General features: G+C 69.7%; 9 protein-coding genes. 2 read left to right on the plus strand and 7 right to left on the minus strand.

Annotated elements, in window-relative coordinates:
• Positions 1-50: 50 nt before the first annotated feature.
• The 3 genes from MRBLWH11_RS02060 to MRBLWH11_RS02070 all read right to left on the minus strand — a co-directional run bounded on the left by MRBLWH11_RS02060 (position 51) and on the right by MRBLWH11_RS02070 (position 7,883).
• Positions 51-6,089 (minus strand): Ig-like domain-containing protein, encoded by a 6,039-nt coding sequence (locus MRBLWH11_RS02060; RefSeq protein ID WP_341946488.1) that lies wholly within the window; start codon positions 6,087-6,089, stop codon positions 51-53.
• A 149-nt stretch (positions 6,090-6,238) separates the two neighbouring features.
• Entirely contained in the window at positions 6,239-6,808 is a 570-nt protein-coding gene (locus MRBLWH11_RS02065; protein ID WP_341946489.1) for a DNA-3-methyladenine glycosylase I, read from the minus strand.
• A gap of 28 nt (positions 6,809-6,836) precedes the next feature.
• A complete protein-coding gene (locus tag MRBLWH11_RS02070; RefSeq protein ID WP_116634126.1) occupies positions 6,837-7,883 on the minus strand; it encodes an NAD(P)-dependent alcohol dehydrogenase in 1,047 nt (348 codons plus the stop codon).
• A gap of 89 nt (positions 7,884-7,972) precedes the next feature.
• Between MRBLWH11_RS02070 and MRBLWH11_RS02075 the strand changes: the two genes are divergently transcribed.
• Positions 7,973-8,926, plus strand: coding sequence for a hypothetical protein (locus tag MRBLWH11_RS02075; protein ID WP_341946490.1), 954 nt, complete (start codon positions 7,973-7,975; stop codon positions 8,924-8,926).
• A 12-nt stretch (positions 8,927-8,938) separates the two neighbouring features.
• On the opposite strand, the gene MRBLWH11_RS02080 is transcribed toward MRBLWH11_RS02075, so the two are convergent.
• The 3 genes from MRBLWH11_RS02080 to MRBLWH11_RS02090 form a co-directional block, all read right to left on the minus strand.
• Positions 8,939-11,023: an acyl-CoA dehydrogenase gene (locus MRBLWH11_RS02080; RefSeq protein ID WP_341946491.1), complete on the minus strand. Its 2,085-nt coding sequence runs from the start codon at positions 11,021-11,023 to the stop codon at positions 8,939-8,941.
• Positions 11,024-11,179: 156 nt separating this feature from the next.
• Entirely contained in the window at positions 11,180-12,949 is a 1,770-nt protein-coding gene (locus tag MRBLWH11_RS02085) for a glycoside hydrolase family 3 N-terminal domain-containing protein (protein ID WP_341946492.1), read from the minus strand.
• Positions 12,946-14,244, minus strand: a complete 1,299-nt coding sequence (locus MRBLWH11_RS02090; RefSeq protein WP_116634122.1) for an MFS transporter — start codon at positions 14,242-14,244, stop codon at positions 12,946-12,948. The genes MRBLWH11_RS02085 and MRBLWH11_RS02090 overlap by 4 nt, the downstream gene beginning before the upstream one ends.
• Positions 14,245-14,375: 131 nt before the next feature.
• Between MRBLWH11_RS02090 and MRBLWH11_RS02095 the strand changes: the two genes are divergently transcribed.
• Positions 14,376-15,650: a TetR/AcrR family transcriptional regulator gene (locus MRBLWH11_RS02095; RefSeq protein ID WP_116634121.1), complete on the plus strand. Its 1,275-nt coding sequence runs from the start codon at positions 14,376-14,378 to the stop codon at positions 15,648-15,650.
• A 12-nt stretch (positions 15,651-15,662) separates the two neighbouring features.
• Here MRBLWH11_RS02095 and recQ read toward each other — a convergent pair whose 3' ends face one another.
• Positions 15,663-17,705 (minus strand): DNA helicase RecQ, encoded by a 2,043-nt coding sequence (recQ, locus tag MRBLWH11_RS02100; RefSeq protein WP_341946493.1) that lies wholly within the window; start codon positions 17,703-17,705, stop codon positions 15,663-15,665.
• Positions 17,706-17,767: the final 62 nt, after the last annotated feature.

A 17,767-nucleotide genomic window follows, 5' to 3' on the forward strand; every position in this document is an offset into this window, starting at 1 on the left:
CTCTGGGGGTGACGATTTCCTCTGGGGGCGACGATGGGTCGAGCGGGGCACTACCAGGCCCGGCGTTCGTAGTCGGTTCCGCCGATGGTGACCCAGACGTCGGTGCGGCCGCCGTAGCCGTGGTAGCAGCCGAGGTCGAATGTCCCGTTGGCGGGAACGGACACCGATCTGTAAGTGGAGAAGGACCTGGTCACTCCGCTGTTGCAGGTCACCGTGTAGGTGCCTGCCGGGAAGTCCTTGGTGGTGACCCGGAACGTCGCGCAGGTGCCGTCGTTGCAGTTCGCGTTGCTGACAGGTGTTCCGCGCGTCACCCACGCCCGCGGCGGCGGCGGATCACTCGTGCGCGCGGATGCCGAGGCGACCGGCGACCAGGTCCCGTTCGAGTCCTGCGCTCGGACGTCGATGCTGTGGTTCTGCTGGTACCCGTTGCCCACCGTGCGGGAGCCGCTGGCCCCGACGTCCTGCCAGCCGCCGCCGTCGATCCGGATCTGCGTGGTCTGGATCGGACGACCGTTGTAGGAGCGGTCGGAGTTCCAGCTGACCTCGACGCTCGTGCCGAGGTTCCTGGCGTTGGCCGCCGGAGCCTGGGGTGGGCCGAACGGGGTCTGCGCGACGCCGTTGGATGCCGCGCCGACGTACTGCACGCCGTCGACGTTCGCGACGCCGCGCACCTCGACCGTGTAGGACGTGCCGTTGTTCAGCCCGCCGATCCTGTTGTTCCCCGGCATCCCGGCCCAGCCGCCGCCGTTGAGCCGGTACTGGTAGCTCACCTCGGTCGTCTTGGCGCCGTTGCGGTTGCCCGCCGACCACACGACGTCCACGAACCCGTCGCCCGCGTTGACCGCACTGATGGACGGGGCGGACGGGGCGATGACGCCGCGTCGTGGCGCCGACATCGCGCTCCACTCGCCCCAGCCGGCCTTGTTGTGGCCGCGGATGCGGTAGGTGTAGCCGTTCTCCGAGGTCGGGACCACGACCGCCTGGCTGAAGGATCCCGGACTGGGCGTCAGCGTCCTCTGCAGACTGGACCCCTCCCAGACCTCGAGCTGCAGCGCATCGATCGCGTCGCCGTTCGCCGGCACCGTCCCCCAGTTGACCTGCATCTGCGCCTGGTTGCCCACGGGCTGCAGTTCCGCCGTCGTCGGCGCACCGGCCGCCAGCGGGGGCCCGGCGGGCACCTCGGATGCCGACCATGCGCTCCAGCTGGAGGGATCGGGCGCGCGGTTGTGCGCCTGCACGCGCACCTGGTAGTTGCCGCCGTTCTCCAGGCCCTCCCACGTGAGCGAGTTGCCGGTCACCTCTTTCTGGGTGATGCCGGACGGCGGGGCGGGCGAGATCTGCAGCGTGTACCGCTCGACGGGCGAACCCGGTGTCGTCGGCGTGGTCCAGGAGACCTGGAGCGACTTGTCGCCGAACTTCAGGGTCGGGGGGTTGGGCGTGTCGGGACGCGCGTCCGGGCGGGCGACGGCCGACGAGCCGGACGGCTCGGACTCGCCCACGCGGTTCGTCGCGGTGACCTGGAAGACGTACTCGACGTTGTTCGTGAGCCCGTCCAGGGTGCAGGTCGTCGACTGGCACTCCTTCGAGTACGAGCCGCCCTGCACCGACTTCACCGTGTACTTGGTGATCTCGGCCCCGTTGTTCGACGGAGCGCCGTATGTCACCACCACGGTGCGGTCCTGCACGCTCGTCACGGTCGGCGCGCCCGGCGCGTTCGGGACGCCCTGCACCGTGAGCACGACCTGGCCGGTCGCCTGACGATCGGCGTCCTCCGTCGCATCCTGGATCGTGTAGCGCACCACCATGGTGCCGACGAAGTCCTTCGACGGCGTCGCGACGACGTCGTCTCCCTTGATGCTCACCTGACCGGAGCCGGTCTCGACGTTCGCCGTCAACAGCTTGAGCGGCGTCTCCGGGAAGGGGTTGAAGTCGTTCGCGAGCACCGGAACGGTGACGCTCTTGCCCTGATCGGCTTCGGCGACGGTGTCGGTGTTGGCAGCGGGCATCGCGCGGTTCGAGGCGGTGACCTGCACGAGGACGGAGCCCTCGACGGGTTCGGTCTCGCCGTCGCTGACGCGCAGCGTCAGCGTGGTCGCCGTGCCCTTCTTCGCGTTCGACGATGCCTCGACGAGCAGCTTGTCGCCGTCGATCTTCGCGGTGATCCCCTTGCCCTCGCCGCCGACGAGCGTGTACTTGTGCTTGCCCTTGTCCTCGGGATCGGGGTCGACCGTGAGCGCGGCGAGGTCGAGGACGCTCGCCTTCTCGCCGGGGGCCACGTTCATCTGACCGCCCACGAACTTCGGCGGCTGGTTGTCGGGCGGGAGCACGTTGATCGGGATGCTGAGCGTGGCCTTGCGACCCTCGGGGTCGTCGGGTCCCGTGCCGTCGGTGACCTCGAACGTCAGCGAATCCTGACCGAAGTATCCGGGCGCCGAGGTGTACACCAGTGTGCGCTCGTCCTTCACGAGGTCGGAGCCGTCGGCCTTGAGAGCGCTGACCTTCGCGTGCTCGGTGATGACGACGTCGCCGCCACCGGCCACGGTGACGTACTTGTCGAGCGGCACGTCCTTGGTCTCGCCGCTCTTCACCTCGAGCGGCTTGGTCGAGGTCAGCGTCGGGCGCAGGCCGTCCTGCGACGGGACGAAGATGAACGCCGAGGACTGCAGCTCGTCCTGATCCGTGAGCGTGTACCGGATCAGCTGCAGCTCGTCGGTGACGGTGACACGCACCTTTCCGTTCTCCAGCACCGTCGCGCCGGGCCCGACGTCGAGCGCGAGGCGCTCGGTCGTGCCGTCGGGATCCTCGTCGTTGTCGAGGATGTCGAGGTCGGCGGTGAGACCGCCGTCTTCGAGGTCGACGGGACGCAGCCGGTCGTCTCTCGCGACCGGTGCCTGCAGCGGCACGTTCTCATCGACCGTGACCTGCAGCACGGCCGTCGCGGTCGCGCCGCGCGCGTCGCTGACCGTGTACTGCAGAGACGACTCGAGTGCGCGGTCGGGCGCCTGCACGAGCACGCGGTCTCCGGAGACGCGGGCCTCCAGCTCGCCGGGGATCTCGAGCCCCTCCTTCACGAGCGAGATCTTGTCGCCCTCGGGGTCGGAGTCGTTGAGCATGACGGGCACGGCGATCTCACGACCGGGACGCACCACGACGGCATCCTTCACCGCATACGGCGCCTGGTTGACCTCTTCGGCCGGGGCGATGCCCACGCGGATCGTGGCGGTGCCCTCCTTGCCGAGACGGTCGCGCACCCGGTACTTGAAGACGTCGACACCCGTCGCTCCGTCGAGCGCCTCGTAGGTGAAGTAGTCCTGCGCGACCTCGGTGATGCGCCCCTTCGTCGGATTCGACGCGATGTCCAGGAGCTCGACCGAGTCGCCGTCGGCGTCGATCCCGTCGAGCGGCACGGCGATGTTGGTCTCGGTGCCCGCGAGCGTGCGGGCCACGAGATCGCGTGGCCGCGGTGCCGCGTTCGTCTCCTCGTCGATCGGCAGGATCTGCACGGTCACGTACCCGGCGGCCTTCTGCTGGCGGGAGTCCACGGCCTCGTAGGTCAGGTAGACGGTCTTGGCGACGTCGCCGGCCTTGAACCGCACCTCGTCCTGCGAAACGAAGGCCTCGCCGTCCTCCGGGTCGACGAAGGGCTCGATGAGCTCGGGGGCGAGGTGCAGCGCGTCGTCGCTCGGATGCGTGTCGTTGTCGAGCACCGGGATCGTCACCACATCGCCGGCGCGGACGTACACCGAGTCGGGGTTGGCGACCGGCTGCAGGATCTCCTCGGGCGCCGGGATCGGCACCACGACGACCTCGCCCTCGGCGGACTGCTCGCCGTTGGAGATCCGATACGCGATGCGGACCTGCTCGTCGAGGGTGCCCTGGTCGGTGATGCGGAGAGTCTCGTGGTTGAGCACCGACACCGAGACGCCGGTGCCGGGCTCGACCGAGACGGACTGCACGACGAGGATGCCGCCGGACGGGTCGGTGTCGTTGTTGAGCACGCCGATGAGCGCGTCGCCGCCGGTGGGCAGCAGCGCCACATCGCGCACGGCGACCGGCGGCAGGGTCACCTCGGCGGCCTCGGTCACGTCGATGCGGACGAGTCCCTCGCCGTTCTCCGGGCCGGCGGTCGCGAGGTACTGCACGTAGTACACGCCGACGGTCGGCGCGGTGAAGCTGAAGGTGTTGTTGGTGATGTCGGGCAGCACGGTGGCACCCGGGACCTCGTCGACGCGGCCGAGACGCAGGCGCTCCCGACCGGAGCTGGTGTCGTTCGCCAGCGGAGCGACCGTGATCTGCTCGCCGACACGCGTGACCACGTGGTCGGCGTTCGTCTTCGGCTTGGTGGTGCCCTGCGGTCGCACATCGAGGGTGACCGTGGCCGTGGCGTACTCGCCGAAGCCGTCGGCGACCGTGACCTGGATGTCCTTGCGGCCCTGCAGGCTGGCCGTCGCCTTATAGGTCAACTGGCCGTCGGTGCTGAAGTCGACCTCGTCGCCGGGGGCCGCGACGACGTCCTTGAGGTAGATGTCGTCGCCGTCGGGGTCGATCCAGTCCGGGAGGATGTTGTACGACACCGTGCCGCCGGTCTCGACCGTGAGCGAGGTCTTGCGCTTGGGCGTAGGTGCGCCGTTCGTGCCCTCGTCGTGCACCGACAGCGTGACCGTCGCGGTGTCCTTGCCGCCGCGGCCGTCGTCGACCTCGTACTGGAAGGTGGACGTGCCCGAAGCGTCTTCGGCGACGGCGATCTGCAGCGAGGCGCCGTTGTAGATCGGCTGGACCGTGCCGATCGACGGCTGCTCCTGTGCCATCGCGGCGACCAGGACGTCGCCGTCCGGATCGTTGTCGTTGTCGATCACCGGGAGCAGCGCCGAGGCGCCGGGCCGCACGCCGAACGAGTCATCCTCGGCGATCGGCACGGTGTTGATCTCGCTGCGCTCCGGGAGCGTGGTCTCGACCGTCTCCTCTGTCGAGTCGTCCTCGTTCTCGGTCTCGCCCTCGGGCGGGGTGAGGTCGTTCCAGTTGTCGACGCGCTGGAGGCTCTCGTTGGCCAGCCACGCCGCGCCGCCGACGGCGTCGTTCAGGATGATCACGTCGCGGTTCACACGGAAGACGAGGCTCTTCGACTCCTGCGCCTCTTCGATCGTGGCCGAGACGTCGTTCGCCGACCCTGCGCACTCGCGCACGAACGCGCCGGTGCCTCCCCAGGCGCCGTAGGTGCAGCCCTGCAGCCACACGGGAGCCGCCGGGGAGCCCTTGCCGCCGGCATCCGTCGTCGTCACCTCGGAGCCGTCGAGCGGAACGCGCACCAGCGCGGATGCCGTCGCTACCGCGACCGCATCCGTCTCGGCCGAGGCCTGCTGGATCACGGCGCCGTCGGCGTCGGGGATCTCGGTGCGGAATCCGCCGGGTGTCAGCACCGCACCGGATGCCGTCTCCAGGACCACCGGGGTTCGACCGACGGCGGTGATGGTCACCGGCTTCGACGCATCGAGCGCGCCGACCGAGGCGGTGGACGACTCGAGGGGCTCGCCCTCGTTGTCGACGGGGACCGTGACGACCTCGCCGTTCGCGCTCGACAGGGCGAAGACCGTGCCGTCTTCGGCGACGACGACGTCCGCGCCCTCGCCGAGCTCTGCGACCGGGTCGGCGGCCTCGATCTCGAACGAGGCGATGCCCTTGACCGGAACGACCCACAGGTCGCCGGACTTCTTGTCGAGGATGGCGGCGGTCTGAAGGCCCATCGCCACCTTGGCGGAGCTCGGGATCCCGGCGGAGTCCCCCAGCGAGACCCGAGCCGGGTCGACCGCCGTGACGGTCGAGGCTCCCTCGTCGACCACGAGCACGTTCGCGGCGTCCTGGACGATGTCGTAGTCCTCGCCGGCGGTGCGCAGACCTCCGTCGAGGACGGTCGACTCGTGGTTGAAGTGCCCGACGAGCAGGCCCGACGTCTTGGTGATCCAGACGCCGCCGTCGTTCAGATCGACCTTGGTGGTCGGAAAGCCCTCATACGTGAGCGCCATCGTCGTGATGGCGATCACGCCGACGGTGACACCGGCGGCAGACGCCAGCATCTTCGGCCGCGCCCTCATCCACGACAACGCCTTCATACCCGGTTCCCCCCAGGGTCGACACACTTCGACACTTCCGTGCAGGGCACGACAGCCCCACAACGCACCCGTTCATCCTAACCGCGCGCCGGAACATCGTTCGATGGGCTGATCTGCCCATCCTGCAGGCGTCAGGCGCGCCAGCAGCCCGCCAGGTGATCGTCGACCATTCCCGCCGACTGCATGAGCGCGTACATGGTCGTGGGGCCGACGAACCGGAACCCCCGGCGGCGCAGCTCCTTGCTCAACGCGGTCGACTCCGGCGTGACGGCCGGGACGTCGGCCATCGTCGCCGGACGGACCCCGGATGCCGGCGGCGCGAACGACCACATCAGCTCGTCGAGCTCGCCGTCGGCCATGCCGCGGACGATCCGCGCATTGCCGATCGTGGCCTCGATCTTCGCCCGGTTGCGGATGATCCCGGCATCCGTCATGAGCCGCTCGATGTCTTCATCGCCGAACTCGGCGACGACCTCGGGCTCGAAACCGGCGAACACCTCGCGGAATCGCGGTCTCTTGCGCAGGATCGTGATCCACGAGAGACCGGCCTGGAACCCCTCCAGCGCCATCTTCTCGAACAGGGCCCGGTCGCCGTGCAGCGCCGTGCCCCATTCCTCGTCGTGATAGCGCCGGTACTCGTCGTCGTCGCCGACCCACGCGCAGCGGGCGCGGGAGTCGGGGCCCGCGAGGAGGGAGGTCATGCGGCGAGGCTACCCGCGACGACCGACATCACTCGCTGAACGTCGCGGCGTCGATCACGAACCGGTAGCGGACGTCGGACGCCAGCACCCGCTCGTAGGCGGCGTTGATCTCGGATGCCGGGATCACCTCGATCTCCGCGGCGATGCCGTGCGCGGCGCAGAAGTCGAGCATCTCCTGGGTCTCGGCGATGCCGCCGATGTTCGATCCCGCCAGCGAGCGCCGACCGCCGATCAGCGACATGACCTGCACGGGCAGCGGTTCCGCCGGCGCGCCGACGCACACCATGGTGCCGCCGACGTCGAGCAGGCTCAGGTACGAGCGCATGTCGATCACGGCGCTCACCGTGTTGAGGATGACATCGAAGGAGCTGCGCAGCTCGCGGAAGGTCTGCCGATCGCTCGTCGCCCGGTAGTCGTCGGCGCCGAGCCGGAGGCCGTCGTCCTTCTTGCTCAGCGTCTGCGAGAGCACGGTCACCTCGGCGCCGAGGGCGTGCGCGATCTGCACCCCCATGTGGCCGAGTCCGCCGAGCCCCACCACCGCGACACGGGTGCCGGGGCCGACGTTCCAGTGCTTCAGCGGCGAGTACGTCGTGATGCCCGCGCACAGCAGGGGTGCTGCCACGTCGAGCGCCAACCCGTCGGGGATGCGGAGCACGAACGACTCCGTCACGACGACCTGCTCGGAGTAGCCGCCCTGGGTGACGGTGCCGTCGCGGTCGGTCGCGCCGTACGTGAAGATCGCGCCCTCGGTGCAGAACTGCTCGTCACCGCGCAGGCAGTTGCGGCATTCTCCGCACGAGTTCACCAGGCAGCCCACGCCGACCCGGTCGCCCACGGCGTGCTTCGTCACCTCGGCGCCGACGGCCGCGACGGTGCCGGTGATCTCGTGTCCGGGAGCGAGCGGGTACTGCTGCGGCCCCCAGTCGCCCTGCACGGTGTGGATGTCGGAGTGGCAGATGCCGGCGAACGCGATGTCGATCAGCACATCGTGCGGGCCGAGCTCACGGCGCTCGATGACGGTCTTCTCGAGCGGGGCGGCTTCGCTGGGGGCGGCGTAGGCGTGGACGCGGGTCATGCGGGCTCCTCGGGTGTGCGGTCCTTCGAGACTACCCACCGCACGCGGAGTCGATACGGTTGACCGAGACTCCGGAGGGGGAAGTCATCATGCGCGGATCCCGCACGCTCGCTCGTCTGATCACCGTCGTCATCGCGGTGATCGTCACACCGGTCGCCGTGGGGCTGCTCTCCAGCGGCGGCACGTCATGGCTCATGACCTACTTCCAGTACGGCGGCGCCCGCGACGGCTTCGGCTCGCTGATGATGCCGACGCTCCTTCAGGCGCTCGGCATCCTGCTCCTGATCGCCGTGGTGCTGACCGGCATCTGGAGCTCGGCTGGCCTGATCGCCGCGGGGGTGATGGCCGTCGTGCCGCTCCTGCTCGCGCTCCTGCCGGCGCTGCTGCTGGAGTCGTATCGGATGCTGGGGCCGATCCTCCCGCGCGAGTGGCTCGACGGCCTCACCTACGGCATCCCGCTGGTCCTGCTCCCGGCGCTCGGAGCGATGGGCATCGTGCTCGCGATCGTGCGCCACCGGCCCGAGCGGACCGCGACCGGTCTCTCGATCATCGGCCTCGTGGCCGCGCCGGTCCTCCTCGCGGCGGGGATCTGGCTGCTGTCGTGGGGCATCGCCCGCGGTCAGTTCACCGCGCTCCAGCAGTTCCGGTTCGACTTCCTGCCGGATGCCGCTGCCGCCGTGCTGCTCGGGACGCTGCTCTCCGTCGCCGGGGTGTTCGCCACGCGCTGGTCGACGTTCGCGCTGGTGCTGCCGGCAGCGGTCCTGCTGCTGCTCGGTCTGCTCGTGCTCGTCCCCGACGCGGTCTTCATGATGGTCGGGCGGATCCCGATGGTCGGCCGAACGCTTCCTCAGCTGCTGATCCTCGGAGTGGGGACGGCGGTCGCGCTGGTCTATCTCGCCTTCACCGCGGTGCTGCTGCGCGTCCGGAAGCAGGCGATGTCGACGGCGGCGGGAACGGGCGAGTCGCCGTTCCCGGCCGCCGGCTATCCGCCCGTTCCTGCGCCGCCGTACCCACCGCAGTACCCGCCGGCCGCGGGTATCTGACGCCCGGCGCGATCAGCGCTGCTTGAGGTCGCCCAGCGGCTCTCGCTTGACCTTCTTCTCGCGCACCGGAGCCTGGCCCGACGCCTCGAGGTCGGCGTAGTACGCGCGCGCCTCGTCCTGACGCTGCTTCTCGATGCCGCTCGCGATGGGCGCACGCACGTGCTCGGGCTCGTACCCGAACGCATCGACGAGGTCGAGGGCGTAGGGGCGCAGTCGCGCGCACAGGCGGTCGATGTAGCTCGATACGGCGGCGGCGCGCTGGGTCGACAGGCGGCCGTTGATCAGGTGCCAGGCGAGGTGCTTCTCGATCAGCTGCAGGCCGAAGAGGTCGCGCAGCCAGGTGAGCACCTTCTTGGTGTCGGCATCCTCGATCTCGTGCACGGCGTCGGTGAAGGCCTCCCACTGGAGCAGCTCTCCGTGCGCGCGGGCCGCCTCGATGAGCTCGGCCTGGTTCTCGTTGAAGAGGCGGGCGCCGAGCGCCTTGTCCTTCGCTCCGGGACGCAGCCGGCTCGCGATGTCCGCCACCATCTGCTGCACGCGACCGGCGAGCAGATCGTGCTGCTGCTCCTCGCGGAGGCCGCGCTCGACCGACCGCGACACCTGGCCGAAGTCGGACACGGCCTGACCGAGCTGACGGAGGCCTGCGCCGTGGAAGACCTTGCCGGCGGTCATGCCGACGGCGAACTTCGCCAGCGCCGCGGCATCCTTGCCCTGGAACTGCTGGGCGTAGTCGGTGAGCAGACGCTTGCCGACCAGCTGCAGCAGGACGTTGTTGTCGCCCTCGAAGGTGACGTAGATGTCGAGGTCGGCGCGGAGTCCGACGAGGCGGTTCTCGAACATGAAGCCCGCGCCGCCGCAGGCCTCGCGCGCCTCCTGCAGGGTGTCGAGCGCGTGCCAGGTCGACAGCGGCTTGAGGGCCGCCGCGAGCGTCTCGAGGTCTTCCCGGTCGGCCGGGGTGTCGATGCGACCCGAGAAGACGCCGTCGAACTTCTGCAGGAACTCGTCGTGCGCGAAGATCTGCGCGTACGTGGTGGCGAGACGCGGAAGCAGCCGGCGCTGGTGCTTGCCGTAGTCGAGCAGCACGACCTCCTGCCCGTCGGCGCCGTCGAACTGGCGGCGCTGGGTCGCGTACGTGATCGCGATCTTCAGTGCGAGGGCGGATGCCCAGCTGGCCGCGCCGTCGAGCGAGACCCGTCCCTGCACGAGCGTGCCGAGCATCGTGAAGAAACGACGGCCGGGACTGTCGATCGCGCTGGAGTAGGTGCCGTCGGCGGCGACGTCGCCGTAGCGGTTCAGCAGATTGGTGCGCGGGATGCGGACCTGGTCGAACGAGAGCCGGCCGTTGTCGATGCCGTTGAGCCCGCCCTTGAGGCCGTCGTCCTCACGGCCGATGCCGGGAAGATCGTTGCCGTCCTCGCCGCGCAGCGGCACGTAGAAGCAGTGCACGCCGTGATTGACGCCGTTCGTGATGAGCTGCGCGAACACGGTCGCCGCGATGCCGTGCAGTGCGGCGTTGCCGAGGTACTCCTTCGTCGCCGCGCGGAACGGCGTGTGGATGACGAACTCCTCGGTCGCAGGATCGTACGTCGCGGTCGTGCCGACGGCCGCGACATCGGAGCCGTGGCCGATCTCGGTCATCGCGAAGGCCCCGGGGATCGACAGGTCCATGACGCCGGGCAACCACTTCTCGTGGTGCTCGGTCGTGCCGAGCTGCAGGATCGCCGACCCGAACAGCCCCCACTGGACGCCCGACTTGATCTGCAGGCTCGGGTCGGCGACCACGAGCTCCTCGAACCCGGCGATGTTGGCGCCGTTGTTCTCCTCGCCGCCGAGCGACTTCGGGAATGCCCGGTGCACGGCCTTGTTCTCGACCAGCAGGTGCAGCTGGCTGAGGACGCGCTCGCGGTGCTCGTCCTTGCCGAGCTCGTCCTTGCGCCAGAAGGCGGAGTCCTTGATCATCTCGCGCGCCTCGCGGCGCGTGTCGGCCCAGGTGCCCATCAGCGCGTCATTGACGGCGGCGACATCGATCTGCGGGGTGTGCGCCGCATCCTGCGGCTCGGCGGGTGTCGTCGAAGGACGGACGGCGGCGTCGACCATGGCATTCCTCCAGGGAGAAGTAGGGATGCTCCCATGGTAGGTCTGCGACAAATCTCCGTGAAGTCGACTGTACCGATCCTCTAACGAAGCGCCGGGACGCCGGGTCCGCGGATTGTCGGCTCCGGACAGGAACCGGCAATCCGCGGAAGCCTCGCGTCAGAGCGCGAGGCCGTGCCCGAAGCGGAACAGCGGATCGGCGGTGTCGAACGGCACGTCGGGACGCGAGGCCTCGACGGCTGCCATCGACCGCGGGAGATCGAAGGGGAGCTTCCCCCGCGCGGCGACGGCACCGCTCAGCACGTCGAGGAGAGCAGCTGCCGAAGCGCCCCAGTTCACGGTGACCGCCGCGACGGCATCCGTGATCGGGGTGAGGACGGGCGGGCGGTCGGCGAGCACATCGACCACCGTCGGAACGACGGATGCGACCTCGCGCACGTGGGCGACCGCATCGTCGGCGAAGTCGAGCGACCCGGCGTGGAAGAAGTTCTCGAACATCGTCTCCCGCTCCTCGAACGGGGCCTGCAGGCGGATGATCGCGAGATCGGCCTCGGCCGGCGTCGCGACGACCTCGCCGAAGGATGCCGCGACCTCGGCGTCGATCCCCTCGACGTACAGCTTCAGACCTCGCGCGAACGGCAGGGCCCCGTCGTTCGTGAGCACCGTGATCGACGCGCGCTGCGCCTCTTCTCCTGCGGCACGGAAGTCCGCGCGGCCGACGACCTCATCGGCGGCATCCTCGTCGACGAAGGGATTCTCGAAGAGCCCCAGCTCGAACTTCTCCCGGAGGATCCGGCGGGCGGAGACGTCGATCCGTTCCTCGGTGATCTCGCCGTCGGCGACGAGTTCGAGCAGCAGCTCGGGGTTCGCCTCTCCGCCGAACTGGTCGGCTCCGGCATCCAGCACCTTCTTCATCCGCTGACGCGGTGTCAGATCCTCGACGCCCCAGGCGCGGGCGGGGAACGGCTGGCCGAAGATCTCGGAGTCGCTGATCAGCCCCCAGTCGGTGCAGACGAGACCGTCGAAGCCGTAGCGCTCGCGCAGGAGTCCGGTGATGACCGACTTGTTGAAGCCGAAGCCGACCTCCTCATACTCGGTGCCGACCGGCATCCCGTAGTACGGCATCATCTGGCGGGTGCCGGCGGCGAGCGCGTCTTCGAACGGCTTCAGGTGCAGCTCGAACTCCCCGCCAGGGTAGACCTGCTCGCGGCCGTACGGGAAGTGCGGGTCCTCGCCGTCCTTCTGCGGTCCGCCTCCGGGGAAGTGCTTCGTCATGGTCGAGACCGAGCCAGGCCCGAAGGCCTCCCCCTGGAACCCGCGGATGTAGGCGGCGCCGAGCCTGCCCGACAGCTCGGCATCCTCTCCGAACGTCGCCGTCTGGCGTGCCCAGCGCGGCTCGGTCGCGAGGTCGACCTGCGGGTGCAGCGCGACGCGCAGTCCGACCGCCGTGTACTCCTGGCGGGCGATGTCGGCGAACCGCTCGACCAGCGCCTCGTCGCCGATCGCCGCGAGACCGAGGGTCTCGGGCCACTGCGAGAAGGGCCCGGCGAGGATCGAGGCGCCCGGGTTCTCGCTGAACGAGTGGCGCGGATCGGTCGACAGCGTCACCGGGATGCCGAGGCGTGTGGATGCCGCGAGCCGCTGCAGCGCGTTCTGCCAGGCCGCGATCTCCCGGCCGGTGGGCGCGGCGCCGAGCAGGTTGAAGTGCGTCATCTGCTTCGTCTCGAGGAACTCGCGCGCAGAGGGCGTCGCGAAGACGGGGTTCGGCTCCTCGAGATCGCCGATCGCGATCATCGTGTGGAAGAAGAGTCCCGCCTTCTCCTCGATGGTCATCTCGTCGAGAAGCAGCTGCACCCTCTCGTCGACCGGCAGATCGGCATCGAGCCAGGGGCGGACGGTGGTCGTGGTGGTGGTGCCCGAGATGGTCACTTGACTCCCTTGATGCGGTAGACGAGAACGGCACCCGCGAGCGCGACGAGCGCGCCGAACAGGTACCAGGTGGTGTATCCGCCGAGCGGCGTCGCCGCACCCAGCGCGATGATCCCGGGGGCGATGGCCGGGGCGATCGACTGCGGCAGCGCGTTGGCGATGTTCAGCACGCCGAGGTCCTTCGCGACGTCGTCGGGGTTCGGCAGCACTTCGGTGGCGAGCGCGAGGTCGACGGAGAGGAACGACCCGGCCCCGAGGCCGATGATCGCCTGCGCCACGATCACGGTCGTGATGTCGGGGGCGACGGCGAGGATGACGAGGCCGACGACCATGATGAGTCCGGCGACGGCGACGAACGGGCGACGCTTGCCGATCTTGTCGGAGAGGAACCCGCCCAGCGGCGAGGAGATCGCCATCGCGGCCATCGAGGCGAGGTTCGCGGCGAGGATGATGCCGACCGCGCCCTGCTCGTCGAGGCCGAACTTGGTCACGAGGTACAGCGGCAGGAAGGTGGCGATGCCGGCGTAGCCGAACATGACGAAGAACTTGGTGAGCCAGGTCCAGCCGAAGTCCGGGTGTTTGCGCGGGTTGAAGACGAACGACCCGAAGAAGGTGCCGACGGTGAAGCGGTCGGCGGGCTTCTCGGCAAGGCGGCGGTCCTTGAGCAGCAGGACGAAGACGATCACGAGGACGAGAGCGATCGCGCCGGGCACGAAGAAACGCTCGAAGTCACCCGGAAGGAAGTTCACGAGGAAGCTGCCGGCGAGGATGCCGATCGGCGTGGTGATGCCGATGATGCCCGAGACCTTGCCGCGGCTCGAGACCGGGACCTGGTCGGGCAGCGTGGCGTTGGCGGCGGCGAGGACCGCGTTCATCGAGGCCTGCACCAGGCACCAGGCGATCAGCACCACGAGCACGGAGCTCGCGACGCCGATCAGGGCGAAACCGCCGAGTCCGACGATCGCGCCGCCGAGGATCCACGGGCGGCGCATGCCCCAGCGCGAGGTCGTGCGGTCGGAGAGTCGGCCGACGAGAGGATTCGCGATGAGAGCGAACGCCGCGCCGACGCCCATGACGAGGCCGAGGCTGCCCTCGGTGTTGGTCGGGTCGATGTGCTGGATCTTGAACGCCATCGACACCATCACCGGGGTGAGGAGGGCGAGGTAGACGCCGAAGTTCACGGCGGCGAGGCCGGGCGTGTAGCCGCGCGGCGTCTTCGGCGGGGTGGTCCCGGGTGCCTTGAAGCCGGTGGTGCCGACCGCGGCCGCGTTCGCGGCGGATGACAGCTCTGTCATGACAGTCCTTTCGATGCGCCGCACGTCTTCGGGCGAGGCGGCTCTGGGAAGAAGATACACCAATCTCGACCGTTTGGTAAGTGAATATCGACCGGTCGGTAATGAGGGAGGATGGGGGTGGAGAGGAAGCGATGACGATCACGACGCCCCGGGGCTCACGGCACGCGCGCGCCGCGGAGACGCGGCAGCGGATCATCGCCGCCGCCCGCGAGCTGTTCATCGGCCACGGCTACCGCTCCACGTCGCTGCGCGACATCGCGGCGGCGGCATCCGTCAGTCATCCCGGCCTGCTCGGGCACTTCTCCTCCAAAGACGCGCTGCTCGTGGAGGTCGTCGGCGAGTTCGAGGCCGAGAACGAGGACGTGTTCAGCACGATCGCCGCGGCATCCGAACCCGGCGAGCTGATCTTCGCCCGGCTCGCCGAGCGGAACTCCCGAACCGAGGGATACCTCGAGCTCTTCGCCGCTCTCACGGGCGAGGCGTCCTCACCCGGACACCCCGCCCACGAGCGGATGCGCGAGCGCTACGCGCGGCTGCGCGAACTCAGCCGTGACGTGCTGGCCGACGCGCAGCATCTGGGCGCCATCGACCCGGAACGCGACGTCGACGGCGAGGTCACGCGCCACACCGCCGGCTGGGACGGCCTGCAGCTTCTGGCGCAGTACCTGCCCGACCAGGTCGACGTCGTCGAGATGCTCGAGGAGCGCGAGGCGCTGTGGGTGCTGCCGACCGGATGGCGCGATCCCGACGACGGAGAACCTTCACCCGAGGCGTCGGGTCCGCTGCCTGCTCCGTTCGGCGTCAAGCCGGCCGACGTCGATCCGGGTTACGCGGTGGGACGACGGCGACGGACGCAGATCGTCGCCGACGCCATGCGCCTCTTCTCGCACGACGGCTACGGCGACACCAGCCTGCGCGACATCGCCGAAGCCGTCGGGGTCTCGAAGTCGACCCTGCTGCACCACTACCCCTCGAAGGAGCTGCTGCTGAGCGCGGTGCTCGCCGAACGCGACAGCGCCATCCGGGAGAGGGGCGTCATCCGCACCTCGGATCGCGCCGGCGACCTGCTCCGCGGCATCGCCGACGGCGCCCGCGTGAACGCGCTCGAGGAGCCGGGCCTGATCCAGGTCTACGCCGTGCTCTCCTGCGAGGCGGTGCCGGCGTCGCATCCGGCCCACGACTACTTCACCGAGCGCTTCTCGAGCGCGATCGCCTACTTCACCGAGCTGTTCCGACTGGCCCAGCTCGACGGCGATCTTCCCTCGCACCGCGACCCCGCGCGCGAGGCGATCTGGCTCATCGCGATGTGGGACGGCCTGCAGTATCAATGGCTCTACGATCGGGACGCCGTCGACGTCGCCGCGCACCTGCGCGCGCACATGGACGATGTGCTGCCGGTGCGCTGACCGAGGTGCCGGTCAGGCGGCGGCGATGACCGCGAGCACGCCCTCGCCGTAGGCCTCGCGCTTCTTCGCGCCGATACCCGTGATGCCGTCGAGATCGCCGAGGGATGCCGGGCGATGCTCGGCCAGAGCGCGCAGCGTCGCATCGCCGAACACGATGTACGCGGGCACGCCCTGCTCGCGGGCGGTCTCGGCGCGCCAGGCCCGCAGGGCCTCGAACAAGCCGCGGTCACCGGCATCCAGAGCATCGGCGGCGCTGGCCTTGCGGGCACGGGTCTGTGACGTCGGGCGCCCGATCGTGTCCTTGCGCAGCGGCACGGGCGTCTCGCCGCGGAGCACGGCGGCCGCCGCCTCGCCGGGAGCGAGCGTGCCGTAGTCGCCCTGTGCGACGAGGATGCCGCGGGCGAGCAGCTGCCGCACGACGCTGCGCCAGTCCTGGTCGGAGAGGTCGGCGCCGATGCCGTAGGTCGCGAGCTTGTCGTGCCCCTGCTGACGGATGCGCTCGGTCGAGGCTCCGCGCAGGATGTCGACGAGGTGTCCGGCGCCGAACGCCTGGTTGCGCTCGCGCTTCAGCCGCACGATCGTCGAGAGCAGCTTCTGCGCCGGGACGAGACCGTCGAACGTCTCGGTGTCGTCGAGGCAGGTGTCGCAGTTGCCGCACGGCTGCGACTCCTGGCCGAAGTACCCGAGCAGATTCTGGCGACGGCACTCGACCGTCTCGCAGAGCGCGAGCATCGCGTCGAGGTGCTGCCCGAGCCGCATCTTGAAGGTGCGGTCGCCCGGGCTCTGGTCGATCATGCGGCGCTGCTGCACGACGTCGCCGAGGCCGTACGCCATCCAGGCCACCGACGGCTCGCCGTCGCGGCCGGCACGACCGGTCTCCTGGTAGTACCCCTCGACGGACTTCGGCAGGTCGATGTGCGCGACGAAGCGGACATCGGGCTTGTCGATGCCCATGCCGAACGCGATGGTCGCGACCATGACCACGCCGTCTTCCCGGAGGAAGCGCGACTGGTTCGCGGCGCGCACCTCGGCCGGGAGACCCGCGTGGTACGGCAGCGCGTCGAGCCCCTGGGCGGCCAGGTAGGTCGCGGTCTGCTCGACCGACTTGCGGCTGAGCGCGTAGACGATGCCGGCGGGCGGGGTCCCTGCGTCTGTCGAAGGGGTCTGCGAGCGGATGAACGCGACGAGCTGCTTGCGCGGATCGACCTTCGGCACGATCCGGTACTGGATGTTCGGGCGGTCGAAGCTGGCGACGAAGTGCTTCGCCGTGTCGAGGCGGAGCCGCTCGGTGAGCTCCTTGTGCGTCGCCGCGGTCGCCGTGGCGGTGAGCGCCATGCGCGGCACACCGGGGAACCGCTCGCCGAGGTCACCCAGGGCGAGGTAGTCGGGGCGGAAGTCGTGCCCCCACTGCGACACGCAGTGCGCCTCGTCGATCGCGATGACGCTGAGCGTGCCACGCTGCAGCAGCGCCGTGGTCTGCGCGCTCGACAGGCGCTCGGGCGCGACGTAGATGAGGTCGAGCTCTCCGGCCACGTAGGCCCGCTCGACCTCACGCCGCTCGTCGATGGCCTGGGTGGAGTTCAGATACGCGGCCTTGACGCCGTTGGCGCGCAGCGCGTCGACCTGGTCGTGCATGAGCGCGATGAGCGGGCTGATGACGAGACCCGTGCCCTCGCGCACGAGCGCCGGCACCTGGTAGGTGATGCTCTTGCCGCCACCGGTCGGCATCAGCACGACCGCGTCGCCGCCCGCGATCACCTGCTCGACGATGGCCGCCTGATCGCCGCGGAACTCGTCGTAGCCGAAGACGGTGTGCAGCGCCTCGCGCGCGGTCGGGTACCTGCTCGGCGTCGCCTTGCGGACGGCCGGGGCGACCTTGGTGACCGGCCCGGGACCCCAGTCGAGCGGCGGTTCGAAGCCCGCGCCCTGCGGCTCCCAGTCCATCGGCTCGGGCGGAGCGGACGACTCCCAGCCGTCGTCGTAGGGCTCGTCGGCGTACCCCTCGACAGGCTCAGGGACCCAACCTTCGTACGGGTCACGGGGAGTCTGCGGCATCCCTCCAGCGTAACGATCCCCGCCGACGTCGACGGCGCCTGTCCACAGATCCGGGCGTAGGT

The sequence above is a fragment of the Microbacterium sp. LWH11-1.2 genome (assembly GCF_038397745.1).
In the GTDB taxonomy this organism is placed as follows: Bacteria; Actinomycetota; Actinomycetes; order Actinomycetales; family Microbacteriaceae; genus Microbacterium.